12 protein-coding genes are annotated in these 17,048 nt (G+C 51.8%); 5 read left to right on the plus strand and 7 right to left on the minus strand.

Annotated elements, in window-relative coordinates:
• Positions 1-335: 335 nt before the first annotated feature.
• From ACO0LK_RS25330 to dapC, 7 genes are all read right to left on the minus strand, one after another.
• The gene (locus ACO0LK_RS25330) at positions 336-2,321 is read right to left on the minus strand and encodes an ATP-binding cassette domain-containing protein (protein WP_422980062.1); all 1,986 of its coding nucleotides are present in this window, start codon (positions 2,319-2,321) and stop codon (positions 336-338) included.
• Positions 2,322-2,430: 109 nt separating this feature from the next.
• A complete protein-coding gene (prmB, locus tag ACO0LK_RS25335; RefSeq protein WP_422980064.1) occupies positions 2,431-3,333 on the minus strand; it encodes a 50S ribosomal protein L3 N(5)-glutamine methyltransferase in 903 nt (300 codons plus the stop codon).
• Positions 3,334-3,372: 39 nt separating this feature from the next.
• Positions 3,373-4,500: a succinyl-diaminopimelate desuccinylase gene (dapE, locus tag ACO0LK_RS25340; protein WP_422980066.1), complete on the minus strand. Its 1,128-nt coding sequence runs from the start codon at positions 4,498-4,500 to the stop codon at positions 3,373-3,375.
• 2 nt (positions 4,501-4,502) lie between these two features.
• Positions 4,503-4,874, minus strand: coding sequence for an ArsC family reductase (locus tag ACO0LK_RS25345; protein ID WP_422980068.1), 372 nt, complete (start codon positions 4,872-4,874; stop codon positions 4,503-4,505).
• Positions 4,875-4,898: 24 nt separating this feature from the next.
• Complete coding sequence (locus ACO0LK_RS25350) at positions 4,899-6,041, minus strand: PilT/PilU family type 4a pilus ATPase (RefSeq protein ID WP_422980070.1); 1,143 nt, start codon at positions 6,039-6,041, stop codon at positions 4,899-4,901.
• 42 nt (positions 6,042-6,083) lie between these two features.
• Positions 6,084-6,911, minus strand: a complete 828-nt coding sequence (gene dapD / locus ACO0LK_RS25355) for a 2,3,4,5-tetrahydropyridine-2,6-dicarboxylate N-succinyltransferase (RefSeq protein WP_186945285.1) — start codon at positions 6,909-6,911, stop codon at positions 6,084-6,086.
• Between the two features lie 108 nt (positions 6,912-7,019).
• Positions 7,020-8,240: a succinyldiaminopimelate transaminase gene (dapC, locus tag ACO0LK_RS25360; protein ID WP_422980073.1), complete on the minus strand. Its 1,221-nt coding sequence runs from the start codon at positions 8,238-8,240 to the stop codon at positions 7,020-7,022.
• A 434-nt stretch (positions 8,241-8,674) separates the two neighbouring features.
• Between dapC and smc the strand changes: the two genes are divergently transcribed.
• From smc to def, 5 genes are all read left to right on the plus strand, one after another.
• Entirely contained in the window at positions 8,675-12,199 is a 3,525-nt protein-coding gene (gene smc, locus ACO0LK_RS25365; protein ID WP_422980075.1) for a chromosome segregation protein SMC, read from the plus strand.
• Positions 12,196-13,269 carry a cell division protein ZipA C-terminal FtsZ-binding domain-containing protein gene (locus ACO0LK_RS25370; RefSeq protein ID WP_422980077.1) on the plus strand — a complete coding sequence of 358 codons (1,074 nt, stop codon included), beginning with the start codon at positions 12,196-12,198 and terminating at the stop codon, positions 13,267-13,269. Before smc ends, ACO0LK_RS25370 begins: the two co-directional genes overlap by 4 nt.
• A gap of 10 nt (positions 13,270-13,279) precedes the next feature.
• On the plus strand, positions 13,280-15,334 hold the full coding sequence (gene ligA / locus ACO0LK_RS25375) for an NAD-dependent DNA ligase LigA (protein WP_422980079.1): 2,055 nt from the start codon (positions 13,280-13,282) through the stop codon (positions 15,332-15,334).
• A gap of 1 nt (position 15,335) precedes the next feature.
• A complete protein-coding gene (gene galU, locus ACO0LK_RS25380; protein WP_422980081.1) occupies positions 15,336-16,211 on the plus strand; it encodes a UTP--glucose-1-phosphate uridylyltransferase GalU in 876 nt (291 codons plus the stop codon).
• Between the two features lie 100 nt (positions 16,212-16,311).
• Positions 16,312-16,845, plus strand: coding sequence for a peptide deformylase (gene def, locus ACO0LK_RS25385; protein WP_422980083.1), 534 nt, complete (start codon positions 16,312-16,314; stop codon positions 16,843-16,845).
• Positions 16,846-17,048 lie beyond the last annotated feature (203 nt).

Genomic DNA, 17,048 nt, shown 5'->3' on the forward strand with positions numbered 1-17,048 from the left:
TTTGCCTCATAACGTGGGCTGGCAATGGTAAAACTATGGACGAGGCAGTCAATAGCGGGTCTATTGACAACGAGTCGAATTGTCAACACCTTGCAGTCCAGCACACGTTATGAGGCAAACCCTTCGGGAGCGGGCAGAATTTACACTTCGCGGACGCATTGCAGCGCGAGGTTGTGACACCACGCTTGCTAAGGCACCAGCCTTAGCTGCAAGTGTCACCCTTGACGCCTTGCACTGCATCCCGAATCGCCTTGCTCGCACTCATCCCTATTGATGAAATGAGTTCTAAGAAGAAAGGGGCGCATTCTGCGCCCCTTGCCATTACTCATTACTCATTACTCTACGGCCTCCAGAAATTCCTGTTGTTCCAGCCAGTCAGCTTCGATCTGCCCCAGTTCCTTGACGACATAAGCCTGATCAAGTAACAGGGTTTTCAGTTTTTCTTTCTTGGCATCGCTATAGATGTCACTGTCTTCCAGTTGTGCGTCGATGTCTTTCTTCTTCAGGTTCAGCTTTGCCATCTGTTCTTCAAGACGCTTGATGCGCGTTTCTATCGGCTTGCGCAGATTGGTGAGACGCAGGCGTTCATCGGCATCGCGTTTGCGCTGTTCCTTGTCGTCGACTTTGGCAACGGGAATCGGCTTGGCTTGCGGCAAGGCAACTTCCTGTGCCTTGGTTTTTTCCGGCAGGGAAGGGGCGGCTTTTTCCAGCTTGTTTTTGAACAGCCAGTCTTTATAATCGTCCAGATCGCCGTCGAACGGTTGCAGCTTGCCATCGGCAACGATGATGAACTGGTCAGTCGTGGCGCGCAGCAAATGCCTGTCATGCGAGACGACGACGAGAGTGCCTTCAAACTGTGCCAGGGCATCGGTCAGGGCTTCGCGGGTTTCCAGATCCAGATGGTTGGTTGGTTCATCCAGCAGCAAGAGGTTGGGGCGCTGCCAGACGATCATCGCCAGTGCAAGACGGGCTTTTTCGCCGCCGGAGAATGGCTTGATCGGGCTGCTCACCATGGTGCCAGGGAAGTTGAAGCCACCGAGGAAGTTGCGCAATTCCTGCTCACGTACATCAGGCGCGATATGGGCCAGATGCCAGAGTGGTGATTCATCATGGCGCAGCATTTCGACCTGGTGCTGGGCAAAGTAACCGATGGACAAGCCCTTGCCGGTTTGCATGACGCCGTTCAAGGGGGCAATATCGCCAACGATGGTTTTGATCAGTGTGGATTTACCCGCGCCATTCACACCCAGCAAGCCGATGCGCTGACCAATTTGCAGCGTGAACTTGACGTCGCCGACGATTTTTTTCTCGCTGAAGCTGTGGTCCGTTTCTGATTCGGTGCGATAGCCGCAATCCACATCTTCCATCACCAGCATGGGGTTCGGTGCGCTGAGTGGCTCGCGGAATTCAAAAGAGAATTCGGCAGCAGCGCGCAATGGCGCCATTTCTTCCATACGCGCCAAAGCCTTGATACGGCTTTGTGCCTGTTTGGCTTTGGATGCCTTGGCCTTGAAGCGGTCAATAAAGGATTGCAGATGGGCGCGCTTGCGGTTTTGTTTCTCCAGCATGCCCTGTGCCAGTTCCAGCTGAGCGGCACGCTGACGTTCAAAACCGGAATAGTTGCCACCATAACGCTTGAGTTTGCGTTCATCAATATGGACGATGACATTCACCACGCCGTCGAGGAAATCGCGGTCATGGGAAATGATGATCAGTGTGCCTTCATAACGTTTCAGCCAGTCTTCCAGCCAGATGATGGCATCCAGATCCAAGTGATTGGTTGGTTCATCAAGCAGCAGCAAATCGGATTTGCACATCAGTGCCTGTGCCAGGTTCAGGCGCATGCGCCAGCCACCAGAAAAACTGGCAACTGATTGTTCCAGTTCATTGATCTTGAAGCCCAGGCCCAGCAGCAATTGTTCTGCACGCGGGCGCACGGTATAGGCATCAGCATCGGCCAGTGCACCATACATATTGCCGATGGCAATACCGTTGTCGTAGCTTTCTGGCTGGGCTTCCAGTTCGGTCAGTTGGGCTTCCAGTTTGCGCAAGGCGACGTCACCGTCTATGGCGTAATCGATGGCGCTGCGTTCCAGCGGTGGTGTTTCCTGCGCGACGTGGGCCAACTGCCATTTGGCCGGGAAATCGATGCTGCCCTGGTCTGGATGCAATTCACCGCGCAACATGGCAAACAGACTGGATTTGCCAGCGCCATTGGAGCCGATCAAGCCTATCTTGTCGCCGGGATTGAGCGTCACATCGACGCTGTCAAATAAAGGTTTGATGCCGCGCGCCAGGACGACTTGTTGAAGACGTATCATATAAACTTAATTAATGGGTAATGCTGTTTTGTTGATGTAAAAAATGGAAAAACGGGCAAAACTGGTTTTGCCCGTCTACATTGTATTTATTGCACTGCGCTACACTGATTTATGCAGTGAAACTGGTCAGTTGGCTGGCTTCCACCAAAAATACCATATCGTCACCGGCACTGGTACTTAACCAGGTCAGGTTCAGTTCAGGGAAGGCAGCTTCGGCGAAGGCACGTTCATTGCCAATTTCCACCATCAGCAAACCGTCCTCGGTCAGTCTTTGTGCAGCACCGGCTACGATCTTGCGCACCAGGTCCATGCCATCATCACCGCCAGCCAGGGCAATTTGCGGTTCATGCATGTATTCCCTGGGCAGTTTCGCCATGGAGCCGGAATTGACGTATGGCGGATTGGTGATGATCAGGTCATATTTCTTGTCCGGCACATTGCTGTACAGGTCTGATTCGATCAGGGTAATGCGGTCCTGCAGTTCATAGGTTGCTACATTGCGCCTGGCCACTTCCAGCGCATCTTTGGAAATGTCGACTGCGTCCACGTGTGCTTCAGAGAACATGTCGGCCAGCATGATCGGCAGGCAGCCAGAGCCAGTGCACAGTTCAAGAATATTGCTGATTGCTTCAGGATCGCTTACCCAGGGTGAAAAATGTTCTGGTATCAGTTCCGCGATGAAAGAGCGCGGCACGATGACACGTTCATCTACGTAGAAATTATAAGTGCCGAGCCAGGCTTCATTCGTAATGTAGGAAGCAGGCACGCGGTCAACTGCGCGTCTGTCTATCACGCGCAATACGGCATCTATTTCTGATGGCAGCAAATGTGCATCCAGAAAAGGTTCTATCTTGTCCAGCGGCAGGTGCAGGGTATGCAGCAGCAGATAAGCGGCTTCATCGAGGGCATTGGCGCTGCCATGGCCAAAGAACAGTTTTTCTTTGTTGAAGCGTGTGACTGCATAACGCAACAGATCGCGCAGGGTCAGAAAGGTGGTGGCGGGTGTAGTCATATTGTTTCCGTATCGGCCAGTGGTGAGCTGACATAAAGCTCAGGTCAGCAGGTTTTCCAGAGTGCGGCGATAAATGTTCTTGAGCGGGTCTATGTATTGCAGCTCTATGTGTTCGTCAATTTTATGGATGCTGGCATTTGGTGGGCCAAATTCCACTACTTGCGGGCAGATCTTGGCGATGAAGCGGCCGTCAGAGGTACCACCGGTGGTCGAGAGTTCTGTTTCTATGCCAGTTTCAGCACGGATGGCATCACCCAGTGCATCACTGAGACTGCCTTTGGGGGTCAGGAAAGGATGACCACCGACCGTCCATTTCAAATCATATTCCAGACCATGTTTGTCGAGTATGGCGTGCACGCGCTGTTGCAGGCCCTCGGCTGTGCTGGCGGTTGAGAAGCGGAAATTGAAATCGATGACGGCTTCACCAGGTATCACGTTCGATGCACCAGTGCCAGCATGGATATTCGACATTTGCCAGGAAGTGGGCAGGTAGTAGTCATTGCCTTTATCCCAGACCTCAGCCACCAGTTCTGCCATCGCAGGTGCCGCCAGATGGATGGGGTTCTTTGCCAGTTGCGGATAGGCAATATGGCCTTGAACGCCTTTGACGGTCAGTTTGCCCGACATGGTGCCGCGACGGCCATTCTTGATGGTGTCACCCAGCTTGTCGACAGAAGTTGGTTCGCCGACGATGCAATAGTCCAGCTGTTCGCCACGTGCCTTGAGTTTTTCGCAAACCACCACGGTGCCATCAGTCGCTGGGCCTTCTTCATCACTGGTGATCAGGAAGCCGATAGAACCTTTATGATCAGGATGGGCGGCAATGAATTCTTCGCATGCAACGACAAAGGCAGCGATTGATGTTTTCATGTCCGCAGCACCACGGCCATACAGCTTGCCATCCCTGTGGGTAGGTGTAAAAGGGGCAGATTGCCATTGCGTGACTGGGCCAGTAGGTACGACGTCGGTATGGCCGGCAAATACCAGCAGGGGGTGGCTTTGGCCGCGTCTGGCCCACAGGTTGGTGACTTCACCCGACTGTATGGTTTCGCATTGGAAGCCCAGTGGTTCCAGCAGGGCGATCAAGGTGTTCTGACAACCTTTGTCTTCGGGTGTGACAGAATCCAGTGCAATCAACTGTTCGGTCAGTGCAAGTGTTTTGCTCATGTTTATTTCTTGAAAATGGACTGGTATTGCGGCACAGAAAATCCGACATTGACTTGTTGCTGGTCGCCATTGTCGATCAGCATTACGGGGCGCTTGATGACGGAAGGCTTATCCATCATCAGCGCAATAGCTTGCTCCGTATCGCTGGCGGAAGCTTTTTCGGCATCACTGAGCGCACGCCAGGTGGTGCCCTTGCGGTTGATCAGCACATCCAGGTTTTGATGTTCCAGCCATGATTCTATGGCAGTACGGCTCAGGCCCTGCTTCTTGAAATCATGAAACTCAAATGCGAGATCTTGCTCTTGCAGCCAGGTACGGGCTTTTTTAACGGTGTCGCAGTTCGGAATGCCGAACAGGGTAATACGCTGTGTCATACGTCTTTAGCCGCTACTTTATGTTTACACGTTGAGGGTGAATTCGGTGAACGATGCTTCGTCCTTGGTTTCCGGTTCTGGCTCAGGTGGCGGTGCTGCGCTGCTGGAGGCTTCGTTATTCAGCAGCCACAACAGGTTGTTGGCCGAGTCGGAATTGGCCAGACCTTCTTCCTGAGTGATCAGACCTTCCTTGATCAGGTACATCAGTGCGCGCTCGAACGTCTGAGAGCCAGGCGACAGACTTTTCTCGATGGCTTCCTTGATCTGGAAGATATCTCCCTTTTCTATCAGTTCAGCCACATAGCGCGTGTTGAGCATGATTTCTACCGCTGGGCAGCGGCCACCGTCTTTGGCCCGTATCAGGCGTTGCGAAATAATGGCGCGTATGGATGACGACAGATCCAGCAGCAAGGCATTCCTGGTTTCCATGGGGAAGAAGCTGATGATACGGTTCAGTGCCTGGTAACTGTTATTGGCATGCAGGGTGGCCAGCACCAGATGGCCGGATTGTGCATAGGCAATGGCAGACATCATGGTGTCGAGATCACGAATTTCGCCAATGAGGATGCAATCAGGTGCCTGACGCAAGGAATTCTTCAGTGCGGTTTTCAGACTTTCAGAATCACTGCCGATTTCACGCTGATTGACGATGGATTTCTTACTGCGGAACAGATATTCGATCGGGTCTTCCAGTGTCAGGATATGGCCAGTCCTGACTTCATTCCTGTGATCGAGCATGGAGGCAATGGTGGTGGATTTGCCTGATCCGGTTGCACCGACAACCAGGATCAGCCCACGTTTTTCCATGATCAGTTCAGACAACACGGGCGGTAAATGCAGCGTGTTTAGGACAGGGATATCACCGGGAACAAAACGGAAAACGGCTGAAATCGACCCTCGCTGGCGGAAGGCCGACAGACGGAAACGGCCTATGCCGAGTGCGCCGATACCGATATTCAGTTCGTTTTTTTCTTCCAGTTCTTCCATATGGTCAGATGCTACAACTTCACTAAGCAGCGAGAGAATATTCGCCTGATCCATTTTTTGCTGGTTGATAGGGAGCAGATTGCCATTGATCTTCAGATGAATGGGCGAGTTCATCGCAAAAAACATGTCGGATGCATGTTTCTCTTTCATCAGTTGAAATAATCTCTCCATCGCCGCCATGATGTTTCCCTATTCTGAACTATAAATTGATCAAAGACGCAATCAGGCGCCGCGCAGCAATTCGTTGATACTGGTTTTGGAGCGTGTCTGTGCATCAACACGTTTCACGATCACTGCACAATACAGGCTGTATTTGCCGTCAGCAGATGGCAGATTGCCAGATACCACGACAGAACCGGCAGGCACGCGGCCATAGCTGACTTCGCCCGTGGCGCGGTCATAAATCTTGGTGGACTGGCCGATATACACGCCCATGGAAATGACAGAGTTTTCTTCCACGATGACGCCTTCGACGATTTCAGAGCGGGCACCGATGAAGCAATTGTCTTCAATGATGGTAGGGTTGGCTTGCATGGGTTCCAGCACGCCACCAATACCGACGCCGCCGGACAAATGCACGTTTTTACCGATTTGCGCGCAAGAACCTACTGTGGCCCAGGTATCAACCATTGCACCTTCATCGACATAAGCACCAATATTGACATAGGAAGGCATCAGCACAACGTTTTTTGCGATGAAGCTGCCACGACGTGCAACTGCCGGTGGCACTACGCGGAAACCGCCTTTGACGAAGTCCTCAGCCGTGTAATTGGCAAATTTGGTTGGTACCTTGTCGAAGAACTGCATATGGTCGCCGGAAGGCATGCAGATATTGTCTTCCAGACGGAAAGACAGCAATACCGCCTTTTTAATCCATTGATTGACGTTCCAGCTACCATCAATTTTTTGCGCTACCCGCAGGGTGCCGGCATCCAGTTCGCTCAATACATGGGCAACTGCTTCACGAATTTCTGCTGGAGCGGATTTAGGAGAAAAATTGGTACGGTCTTCCCACGCCTGATCGATGATTTGCTGTAATTGTTGAGTCATGTTGATATCTTCAGATGATTAAATAAACGAAATGGTGCAATTAAATAAGGCAATTAAATACGGCAATTGATAGAGAAAACGAGAGCCGGTTTTGCTCAACAGTTTTGCTCAGGTATATTTCTTGCAAAAGCTGACGATTCTTTGCGCTGCTTCCAGGCATTCTTCTGGCTCGGCCACCAGTGCCATGCGTACGCGGTTCTGTCCCGGGTTAATGCCATGTGCTTCACGTGCCAGGTAACTGCCCGGCAAAACTGTCACATTATATTCCTCGTACAGGCGACGGGCGAATTCTGTGTCTGACATCCCCAGTTTATCTGGAACCCTGGCCCACAGGTAAAAGGCGGCGTCAGGCAGGCTGACTTCCAGCACTTCTTGCAATACCGGGGTAATTTGGGCAAATTTGCGGATGTACTTGTCGCGATTCTCCTGGACATGGATTTCGTCATTCCAGGCAACCACTGACGCTGCCTGTATGCTGGGGCTCATGGCGCTGCCGTGGTAAGTCCGGTATAGCAGAAATTGTTTGATCAGTTCAGCGTCACCAGCAACGAAGCCGGAGCGCATGCCTGGCACATTCGAACGTTTTGACAGACTGGAAAGTGTGATCAGGCTGCGATAGTCATCCCGGCCCAGGGCGCGTGCCGCTTGCAGACTGCCCAGAGGGGCTTCAGCCTTGAAGTAAATTTCTGAATAGCATTCATCGGCAGCAATGACAAAATCATATTTGTCTGACAGGGCAAACAGTTCGGCCCAGTCATCCAGGTTCAGCACGGCACCGGTCGGGTTGCCGGGTGAGCAGATATACAGCAGTTGTACCCGTTTCCAGATGCTGTCAGGAATGCTTTTATAGTCAGGGGCAAAGTTGCGCGCCGGGTCGGCATTGGCAAAATACGGTTCAGCACCGGCCAGATAGGCGGCACCTTCATAAATCTGGTAAAACGGGTTGGGACACAGCACCAAAGGCAGGCCATCTTCGCAAGCGGCTGGGTTGATGACGGTCTGCGCCAGCGCAAACAGGGCTTCGCGCGAGCCGTTGACGGGCAATATCTGCGTCACGGCATCTGGTGCCGGTATGCCGTAACGGCGGGCTATCCAGCCTGAAATGGCATTGCGCAATGTGTCCGATCCGGCAGTGGACGGATAGCTGGCCAGCCCGCCCAGATTGGCGACCAGCGCATCCGTGATCAGTTTCGGTGTCGGATGCTTGGGTTCGCCTATGCCCAGGCTGATGGCAGGATAAGCAGTGGCCGGCTTGACATCGGCAAACAGTCGCTTCAGTTTTTCGAACGGATACGGTTGCAACTTGCTCAGGTAAGGATTGAAGGTCATTTTTTTTAATTCTTGGCAACTTGATGGCGATGATCGGGCTGGTTCTGCTATTTTGGCTATTGCTGCCATTTATTCGGCCGCATAATTTGGTTCGCTTATTTTGGCTTACTTATTTGGCTTGTTCATTGGATTCCGGTATTTTATTTGGTTTTGCCTGGATAACATGCAATCCGTATTATAGCCTCCAGTGCATTCTTCAGAGTAAGGCTTTCACACGTGGTTTTGATGAAAACCTGAATAATCTGCCAGCCAGCCTGTTATGCATGGTGAATCAGGTGTTGCGAGTCGGCTAATTGTGTAATAAGTTTGAAAACTAAAAATTTTGCCTTTACGATGGTATGATGCATTGATAATGGGGTTGGCTTGTATATACGGCCTTTGGAAACATAGATACGCGGTAGATTTGACTGCAAAAGATAATAAAATTAAACAAAGTGCGATTAACTTCTATTAAATTATCGGGATTTAAATCTTTTGTCGATCCCACTCATTTTCAGGTTCCTGGCCAGTTGGTGGGGGTAGTCGGCCCGAATGGTTGCGGCAAGTCGAATATTATCGATGCCGTACGCTGGGTTTTGGGTGAATCAAAGGCATCAGAGTTGCGTGGTGAATCCATGCAGGACGTTATTTTCAATGGTTCCACCCATCGTAAACCCGCCGGCCGTTCTTCGGTAGAGCTGGTTTTTGACAACAGCATGGGCAAAGCTGCCGGGCAATGGAGTCAGTATGGTGAAATTGCTGTCAAGCGTACGCTGACACGCGATGGGACTTCCACCTATTACATCAATGGCCAACCGGTGCGCCGCCGCGATATCCAGGATATTTTCCTCGGTACCGGCCTGGGCCCGCGTGCCTATGCAATTATCGGTCAGGGCATGATTTCGCGCATTATTGAAGCGCGTCCCGAAGAGTTGCGGATTTTCCTGGAAGAGGCAGCCGGTGTTTCCCGCTATAAAGAACGCCGTCGCGAGACTGAAAACCGTATCCACGATACCCATGAAAACCTGGTGCGTGTCGATGACATCCTGCGTGAATTGAATAACAATCTGGACAGATTGGGCGCACAGGCCGTGGTGGCGAATAAATTCCGTGAATTGCAGACCGATCAGGAAGAAAAACAGAAGCTGTTGTGGCTGCTGCGTAAAAAAGAAGCCGAAAACGAACAGAAAAAGCATTTCGCCGAGATAGAGAAAACCCAGCTGGACCTGGAAGAGCAAACCGCCAAACTGCGTCACGTCGAGCTGGAACTGGAGCAGATGCGCCAGACCCATTATGCAGTTGGTGATCGCATGCACCAGGCGCAAGGCCACCTGTACCAGACCAATGCCGAGATAGGCAGCCTGGAAGCGCAAATTAAGTTCGTTATCGAGTCGCGCAGCCGTTTGCAATCGCAATTGCAGTCCCTGACAGCGCAACGTGATCAATGGCAAAACCAGAGCAGACAATTCCAGGATGATTTGTCTGAAGGTGAAATCCATGTTGAAGAACTGGCGATGCGCGCCGAACAGGCGCTGGAAGTCAGCCAGCAACAACAGGATAAATTACCTGCAATGGAGCAGGTGTGGCGTGAGTCGCAGTTAAAAACCACGGAGTCACGTGCCCGTATCATGCAGATGCAGCAGCAAATAGAACTGGAATCTGCTCATCAGCGCAATGCCTCAAATATTCTGAATACCCTGGCATCCAGGCGTGAACGCCTGATGCAGGAAAAGCAGGGTCTGGTGCTGCCGGATACTACGCATCTGGACAATCTGTCCATGCAACTGGAAGAGAAAAAACAGGTGCTGGAAGAACTCAGCATGCAACTGGAAGAAGCGCAAGAGCGCTTGCCTGTGCTGGAAGACGAGCGCAAGCAGGCGCAGCAGCAGGTGAACCAGGATGCGGCAGAATATGCGCAACTGGAAGCACGCCTGCTGGCACTCAAACAATTGCAGGAAAAAGTCCAGACCCAGGGCAAGGTACAGCCATGGCTGGAAAAACACGAATTAAGCAGCCTGCCCAAGATCTGGCAAAAACTGCATATTGAAGCTGGCTGGGAAACTGCGCTGGAATCCATACTGCGTGAGCGTACTGCTGCGCTGGAAATGTCGAATCTGGACTGGGCCAAGGCATTTTTTGGTGACGCGCCGCCTGCCAAGCTGGCCGTTTGCGCGCCTACCGTCATGGCTGATACGGTTGCGCCTGTTGCCGGCCTCAAACCCTTCATCGATTTATTGCAACTCAATGATGCAGGTGTGCGTGGACTGATGCAGGACTGGTTGCATCAGGTCTACATCGCTGACGATATTACTTCTGCCTTTATGGACAGGGTTAAATTGCCAGCCGGTGCCTGCTTTATCACCAAGCAGGGCCATGTGATTGCGCGTTCCAGCGTGCGTTTTTATGCATCGGATTCCGAGCAGGATGGCGTGCTGGCCCGTCAGCAAGAGATAGAAAATATCACCAAGCAATGTCGCGCTAAGCACATGCTGGCGGACGAATCCAAAACGCGCGCCGTACGTGCCGAATCTGCGTATACCCAGGCAACCCAGCAGTTACAAGACTTGCGTCAGCGTGTAGGTGGTCTGACCCAGACTACGCATAGCCTGCAGATTGAATTCATGAAATTGTCTGAAGTGCAGGAGCGCTTTAACCAGCGCAGCACACAGATAGGCAGTGATCTGGCAGAGATCGCCGCGCAAGAGGCCGAACAGCAGCAAATCCGTGCCGAATCAGAGCAGAAGTTTGAACAACTGGACATGGATCTGGCCGAGCTGCAAGAAACCCATGAAGAAGGCCAGACTGCTTACCTGGAAAAAGAACAGCAGTTGAATGAGGCCAGGCAGCGTTTGCGTGACTTGGAACTGGCTGCGCAAGAAGCTGCATTTGCCGAAAAATCCCACCGCAGCAAACTGGAAGAATTGCGTCGTAATATCGCCACCGCGCTGGAACAGTCAGCGCAATTGTTTGCCAGCATGCAGCAAGGGCAACTGGAACTGGAATCCATGGATGACCAGACTGCCCAGGCTGGCTTGCAAGACTTGCTGGATCGTCGCAGTGAACAAGAAAAGGCGCTGGCCAATGCGCGCCATGAACTGGATCAACTGACCCAGCAATTGCGCCATCATGAAGAAGCCAAGATGCAGGTAGAGCGCAGTCTGCAACCACAGCGCGACCGCATTGTTGAACTACAGTTGAAAGAACAGGCAGCCCGTCTGAGCCAGGAACAATTCTCAGAACAATTGCGCAATTTTGAAGTCGATGAAGAAGCGCTGGCGCAGAAGCTGCATGATGATCTCAAACCATCGTATTTGCAGGGTGAGGTTACCCGTCTGACCAATGCAATTACTGCCTTGGGTGCGGTTAACATGGCAGCGCTGGATGAGCTGGCGCAGGCGACCGAGCGCAAGACTTTCCTCGATGCCCAGCATGCTGATCTGACTGAAGCGATCACGACCTTGCAGGATGCGATCCACAAGATTGATATTGAAACACGCGACCTGTTGCAAGATACCTTTGATAAGGTGAATCATCATTTCGCAGAGCTTTTCCCGATACTGTTCGGTGGTGGCCAGGCCAAGTTGATCATGACAGGCGATGAAATTCTGGATTCTGGCGTGCAGGTCATGGCACAGCCGCCTGGCAAAAAGAATGCAACCATCCATTTGTTGTCTGGCGGTGAAAAAGCGCTGACAGCAACGGCCCTGGTGTTTTCCATGTTCCAGCTCAATCCTGCACCTTTCTGCCTGCTTGATGAGGTGGATGCGCCACTGGATGACTCGAATACCGAGCGTTTCTGTAATATGGTGAAACGCATGTCGTCAAACACACAGTTTTTATTTATCTCCCACAACAAGATTGCGATGGAAATGGCACAACAATTGATTGGTGTCACCATGCAGGAACAGGGGGTTTCACGAATCGTGGCGGTGGATATGGAATCTGCCGTCAATTTTGCTACTGAGGTTCAAGCAGCATGACAGATCTACAAATCAGTTTATTGGCAATCGGTGGGACGCTGGTGGTCGGCGTCATTATTTTTAACAAGTGGCAAGAATACAAGGCCAAAAAAACCGTCGAAAATGCTTTCGGCAATGGGCATGATGATGTCCTCATGAATCCCGATGCACCGACAGACAGTATAGTCCGGCACGAACCCGTATTCGATGGTGATGTCGGCGTGGAAGAGTCTTTGACTGCGCCAGAGATGTCATCGCATGACGACGACGGCGATACCGCGCAAGCGGTGCAGGACAAAGAATTGCCGGTCGATGAATTGATCGATTGCGTCATTCCGCTGGAATTTGAAACACCGGTACGTGGCGAAAAAATCCTGGCAGAAATCGCTGACCTGAAATACGTAGGTAAAAAACCTGTGCATTTCATTGGCCAGAGCCATAGCGGCGAAAGAGATGTGATTGCCGTCGGTGGTGCCTATACCTGCCTGTTTGCCGGTGTGCAGATGGTCAGTCGCAGCGGCCCACTGAATGAACTCGAATATTCGGAGTTCATCATGAAGCTGCGTGCTATTGCAGACAATCTGAGTGCTCATTCGGATATTCCTGACATGAACAAGGTCATGATAAACGCACGTGAATTGCATCAGTTTGTTGCCGAGCATGATGCGCAACTGAGCGTCAATATTGCGGCCAATGGTGCGCCCTGGGCCTTGAATACCTTGCTGGCAGCACTGGAAAAAATGGGCTTTGACCAGCGTCCTGATGGTCGCTTGATGATGCCTGATGGCGATGGCGGCAGCCTGTTCACCCTGTCGACCAATGTCAGCGTCAGCGAAACCATGACTTCACGCCTGACCCTGTTGCTGGATGTGCCTTGTGTGGCACCGGCGCGGGATGGTTTTGGTGCCATGGCTGCCTGCGCACGCTCTTTGTCTACCCGTCTTGGCGGTACCGTGGTGGATGATGGCAATCAGCCTATTTCCAAACTGGCCCTTGATGAAATTGCAGGGCAGGTTAATGAGTTTTATGCTGCCATGGCTGAAGCACAGATACCGGCAGGTTCCTTGCGGGCGCAACGACTATTTAGCTGAATAAACGAACATGCAGAATGATTTTTTGGATGATGCTCCGGCTTCGGGAGCATCTGTGGCGGCACAGCGTGTGCAGTTTTTGCATGCAGAATTAAACCGTCATGCTCATGCCTATTATGTGCTGGATAACCCCAGCGTACCAGATGCTGAATACGACAGGCTGTTTTCGGAGTTGCAGCAACTGGAACAGACTTACCCCGAACTGAAAACACCAGATTCGCCAACCAATCGGGTTGGTGGTATACCCTTGCCGGAATTTGGCCAGGTGCAGCATGCTGTGCCCATGCTGTCGCTGAACAACGGCTTTGAAGAAGACGATGTTACCAACTTTGACCGCCGTGTGCGTGAGGGCCTGGATGCGGCGCAGGAAATTGATTACGCCATTGATCTCAAATTTGACGGCCTGGCTATCAATCTGCGTTATGTCGATGGCCTGTTCTCCCAGGCAGCGACCCGTGGTGATGGTTTTACTGGCGAGGATGTGACGGAAAACATACGCACCATACGCAGTATTCCCTTGCGTTTGCAGGTGGAAAATCCACCTAAGGTACTCGACGTGCGTGGTGAAGTGCTGATGTTCAAGCGTGATTTTGAAAAGCTGAATCAGCGTCAGCGTGATGCCGGCGCAAAAGAATTTGCCAATCCGCGCAATGCAGCGGCGGGCAGTTTGCGTCAGTTGGATTCCAAAATCACAGCCCAACGCAGCCTGCGGTTTTTTGCCTATGGCATAGGTGCACTGGAAGGCATGGACATGCCGCCATCCCATCGTGCCTTGCTGGACTGGTACCGCCAGGCTGGAATCCCCGTTTGTGAAGAAAATGCCCTGGTCAAAGGCGCACAGGGCTTGCTGGCGTTTTACCGGGCGATACAGGAAAAGCGTGCAGTACTCGATTACGAGATTGATGGTGTGGTCTACAAGGTCAATGACTTTGCCAGCCAGCAGTCGCTGGGCTATGTGTCGCGGGCGCCACGCTTTGCCATTGCACATAAGTTCCCGGCGCAAGAAGCATTGACGACGGTACTGGATATCGAAGTGCAGGTGGGCCGTACTGGTGCCATCACCCCGGTTGCCAGACTGGCGCCGGTATTCGTGGGCGGTGTAACCGTTACCAATGCCACCCTGCATAATGAAGAAGAAGTGCAGCGCAAGGATATACGCATAGGCGACACCGTGTCGGTACGCCGGGCCGGTGACGTGATTCCCGAAGTAGTGTCCAGCGTGCTGGAAAAACGTCCGGCAGATGCGCGCCAGTTTGTCATGCCTGAGGCTTGCCCGATCTGCGGCTCACCGATACAAAAGCCGGAAGACGAAGCAATTGCACGTTGTACCGGCGGCTGGATCAAGTGCTCGGCACAGCGCAAGGGTGGCCTGTTCCATTTCGCTTCACGCAAGGCCATGAATATCGATGGCGTTGGTGAACAACTGATTGATCAACTGGTCGACAAAAATGTGGTCACCACGGCAGCCGACTTGTACAAACTGGGCTTGCGTGCACTGATTGAGCTGGATCGTATGGCTGAAAAATCAGCACAAAACATCTTGCATGCGCTGGAAGTTTCAAAAGAAACCAGTTTCGCCCGTTTCATTTATGCCTTGGGTATACGCCACGTGGGTGAATCCACTGCGAAGGACCTGGCTAATCATTTCGGAAATGTCCAGGCCCTGTTACTCGCAAATGAAGAGCAGTTGCTGAATGTGCCTGATGTCGGGCCGGTAGTTGCCAAATCCATACTGCGGTTTTTTGGCGACAGCCTGAACGTGGAATTGGTTGAGCAATTGGTCGCTTCCGGCATACACTGGCCTGAGATTGAAGTGCAGGAAAAAGGCGAGCAGGTATTGGCGGGCAAGACTTTGGTGCTGACTGGCAGTTTGCCCACCTTGAGCCGCGACCAGGCGACGGAAATCATCGAAAATGCAGGTGGCAAGGTAGCTGGTTCAGTCTCCAAAAAAACCAGCTATGTAGTAGCTGGTGATGATGCAGGCAGCAAGTTGGTGAAGGCGCAAGAATTGGGTATTACTATTTTGACAGAAGCAGAATTGCTTCAACTTTGTTCCAGGAGCTGAAATGAGAAAAATTACAAAAGCCGTATTCCCGGTCGCCGGTTTGGGTAGTCGCTTTTTGCCTGCCACCAAGGCACAACCAAAAGAAATGTTGCCTATTGTCGACAAGCCCCTGATCCAATATGCAGTTGAAGAAGCGGTGGAAGCCGGTATTACCGAGATGGTATTTATCACCGGTAGAAACAAACGCGCCATTGAAGATCATTTCGACAAGGCGTATGAACTGGAAAGTGAACTCGAAGCTGCCGGCAAGGAAGCTTTGCTGGATCTGGTCAGAAACGTTATTCCTAAAAACATCAACTGCATTTATATCCGGCAGACTGCAGCGCTGGGCCTGGGCCATGCCGTTTTGTGCGCACGCCCTGTGATTGGTGACGATCCGTTTGCTGTATTGCTGGCTGACGATTTGATGGATGCCGATATCGGTCAGCCATCTGTCATGGCGCAAATGGCGCGTCAATACGAAGCAGAAGGCGGCAGCATTGTTGCCGTGCAAAACGTCCCGCGTGAATTTACCCGCCAATACGGTATCGTCAGCGGCACGCCGTATACCGAACATCTGGAACGCGTACAGGGTATCGTAGAAAAACCAATGCCTGATGTTGCACCGTCGACCCTGGCTGTGGTCGGTCGTTACATTTTATCGGGTCGTATATTTTCTTACCTGGAAACTCTGGGTAAGGGTTCTGGCGGCGAGATTCAGCTGACGGATGGTATTGCTGCCATGCTCAAGGATTTCCCGGTGTATGCTTTCCGCCCGCAGGCTACCCGTTATGACTGCGGTTCTAAACTCGGTTACCTGAAGGCCAGTGTCGCCCTGGGATTGAAACACAAGGAAACCAGCGCTGAATTTACCGAGTATCTGCAGTCTCTGAAATAATCAGACCTGATAGACCTCCTGTGGTCATGCAGTGATGTTGCGGTCAGGTTTTTTCAAGCTGACCGCATTTTTTATATCGATGAAATAAAAGTGGTGTGTCATGATCCATCCTATCCTTAAAATGGGCGATGCCCGTCTGTTGAGAGTTGCTGACCAGGTGACTGAGTTTGATACGCCTGAGTTGCATCAGTTGATCAAGGACATGTTTGAAACCATGGTGGCGGCAAATGGGGCAGGGCTGGCAGCACCACAGATTGGTATTAATCTGCAACTGGTGATCTTTGGCTTTAAAACCAATCCACGTTATCCGGATGCACCGGTGGTGCCCGAAACCGTGCTCATCAATCCGGTGTTGACACCTTTGTCTGATGCTACCGATGATGCCTGGGAAGGTTGTCTGTCGGTGCCGGGTATGCGTGGTCTTGTGCCACGCTGGAGCGCCTTGCGGTATGAGGGCTTTGACCAGTTCGGCAAAGTCATTTCACGTGAAGTAGACGGTTTTCATGCGCGGGTAGTGCAGCATGAGTGTGATCACCTGAATGGTATTTTGTACCCGATGCGTATCCGTGACCTGACGCAATTCGGCTTCACCGAAGTATTGTTTCCAGAGATGGATCCGAATGACGATGATTGAAAACCTGTTTGCGATCTTAGGCGCGTGCGCAATTAGCGTCAACGCGGGGCTCATGTGCTGCTCAAAATGCTCATGTACTAGGGGCTGTTAACATTCAATAAAATGTGTTTACATTCGGTATTGGAAAAATAGGATACCGAAATGCAAAGCGACCGCAAGATGTTAAGAGATGATCAATGGAAGAAGATAGAAGCCTTGTTACC

It is taken from the genome of Undibacterium sp. Ji49W (assembly GCF_049340205.1).
Lineage (GTDB): Bacteria > Pseudomonadota > Gammaproteobacteria > Burkholderiales > Burkholderiaceae_D > Undibacterium.

Bases quoted from the DNA above. Each gene is read 5' to 3' on its own strand.
- ACO0LK_RS25330 (WP_422980062.1), bottom strand. From the start codon at position 2,321: ATGATACGTCTTCAACAAGTCGTCCTGGCGCGCGGCATCAAACCTTTA.
- prmB (WP_422980064.1), bottom strand. From the start codon at position 3,333: ATGACTACACCCGCCACCACCTTTCTGACCCTGCGCGATCTGTTGCGT.
- dapE (WP_422980066.1), bottom strand. From the start codon at position 4,500: ATGAGCAAAACACTTGCACTGACCGAACAGTTGATTGCACTGGATTCT.
- ACO0LK_RS25345 (WP_422980068.1), bottom strand. From the start codon at position 4,874: ATGACACAGCGTATTACCCTGTTCGGCATTCCGAACTGCGACACCGTT.
- ACO0LK_RS25350 (WP_422980070.1), bottom strand. From the start codon at position 6,041: ATGGCGGCGATGGAGAGATTATTTCAACTGATGAAAGAGAAACATGCA.
- dapD (WP_186945285.1), bottom strand. From the start codon at position 6,911: ATGACTCAACAATTACAGCAAATCATCGATCAGGCGTGGGAAGACCGT.
- dapC (WP_422980073.1), bottom strand. From the start codon at position 8,240: ATGACCTTCAATCCTTACCTGAGCAAGTTGCAACCGTATCCGTTCGAA.
- ACO0LK_RS25370 (WP_422980077.1), top strand. From the start codon at position 12,196: ATGACAGATCTACAAATCAGTTTATTGGCAATCGGTGGGACGCTGGTG.
- ligA (WP_422980079.1), top strand. From the start codon at position 13,280: ATGCAGAATGATTTTTTGGATGATGCTCCGGCTTCGGGAGCATCTGTG.
- galU (WP_422980081.1), top strand. From the start codon at position 15,336: ATGAGAAAAATTACAAAAGCCGTATTCCCGGTCGCCGGTTTGGGTAGT.
- def (WP_422980083.1), top strand. From the start codon at position 16,312: ATGATCCATCCTATCCTTAAAATGGGCGATGCCCGTCTGTTGAGAGTT.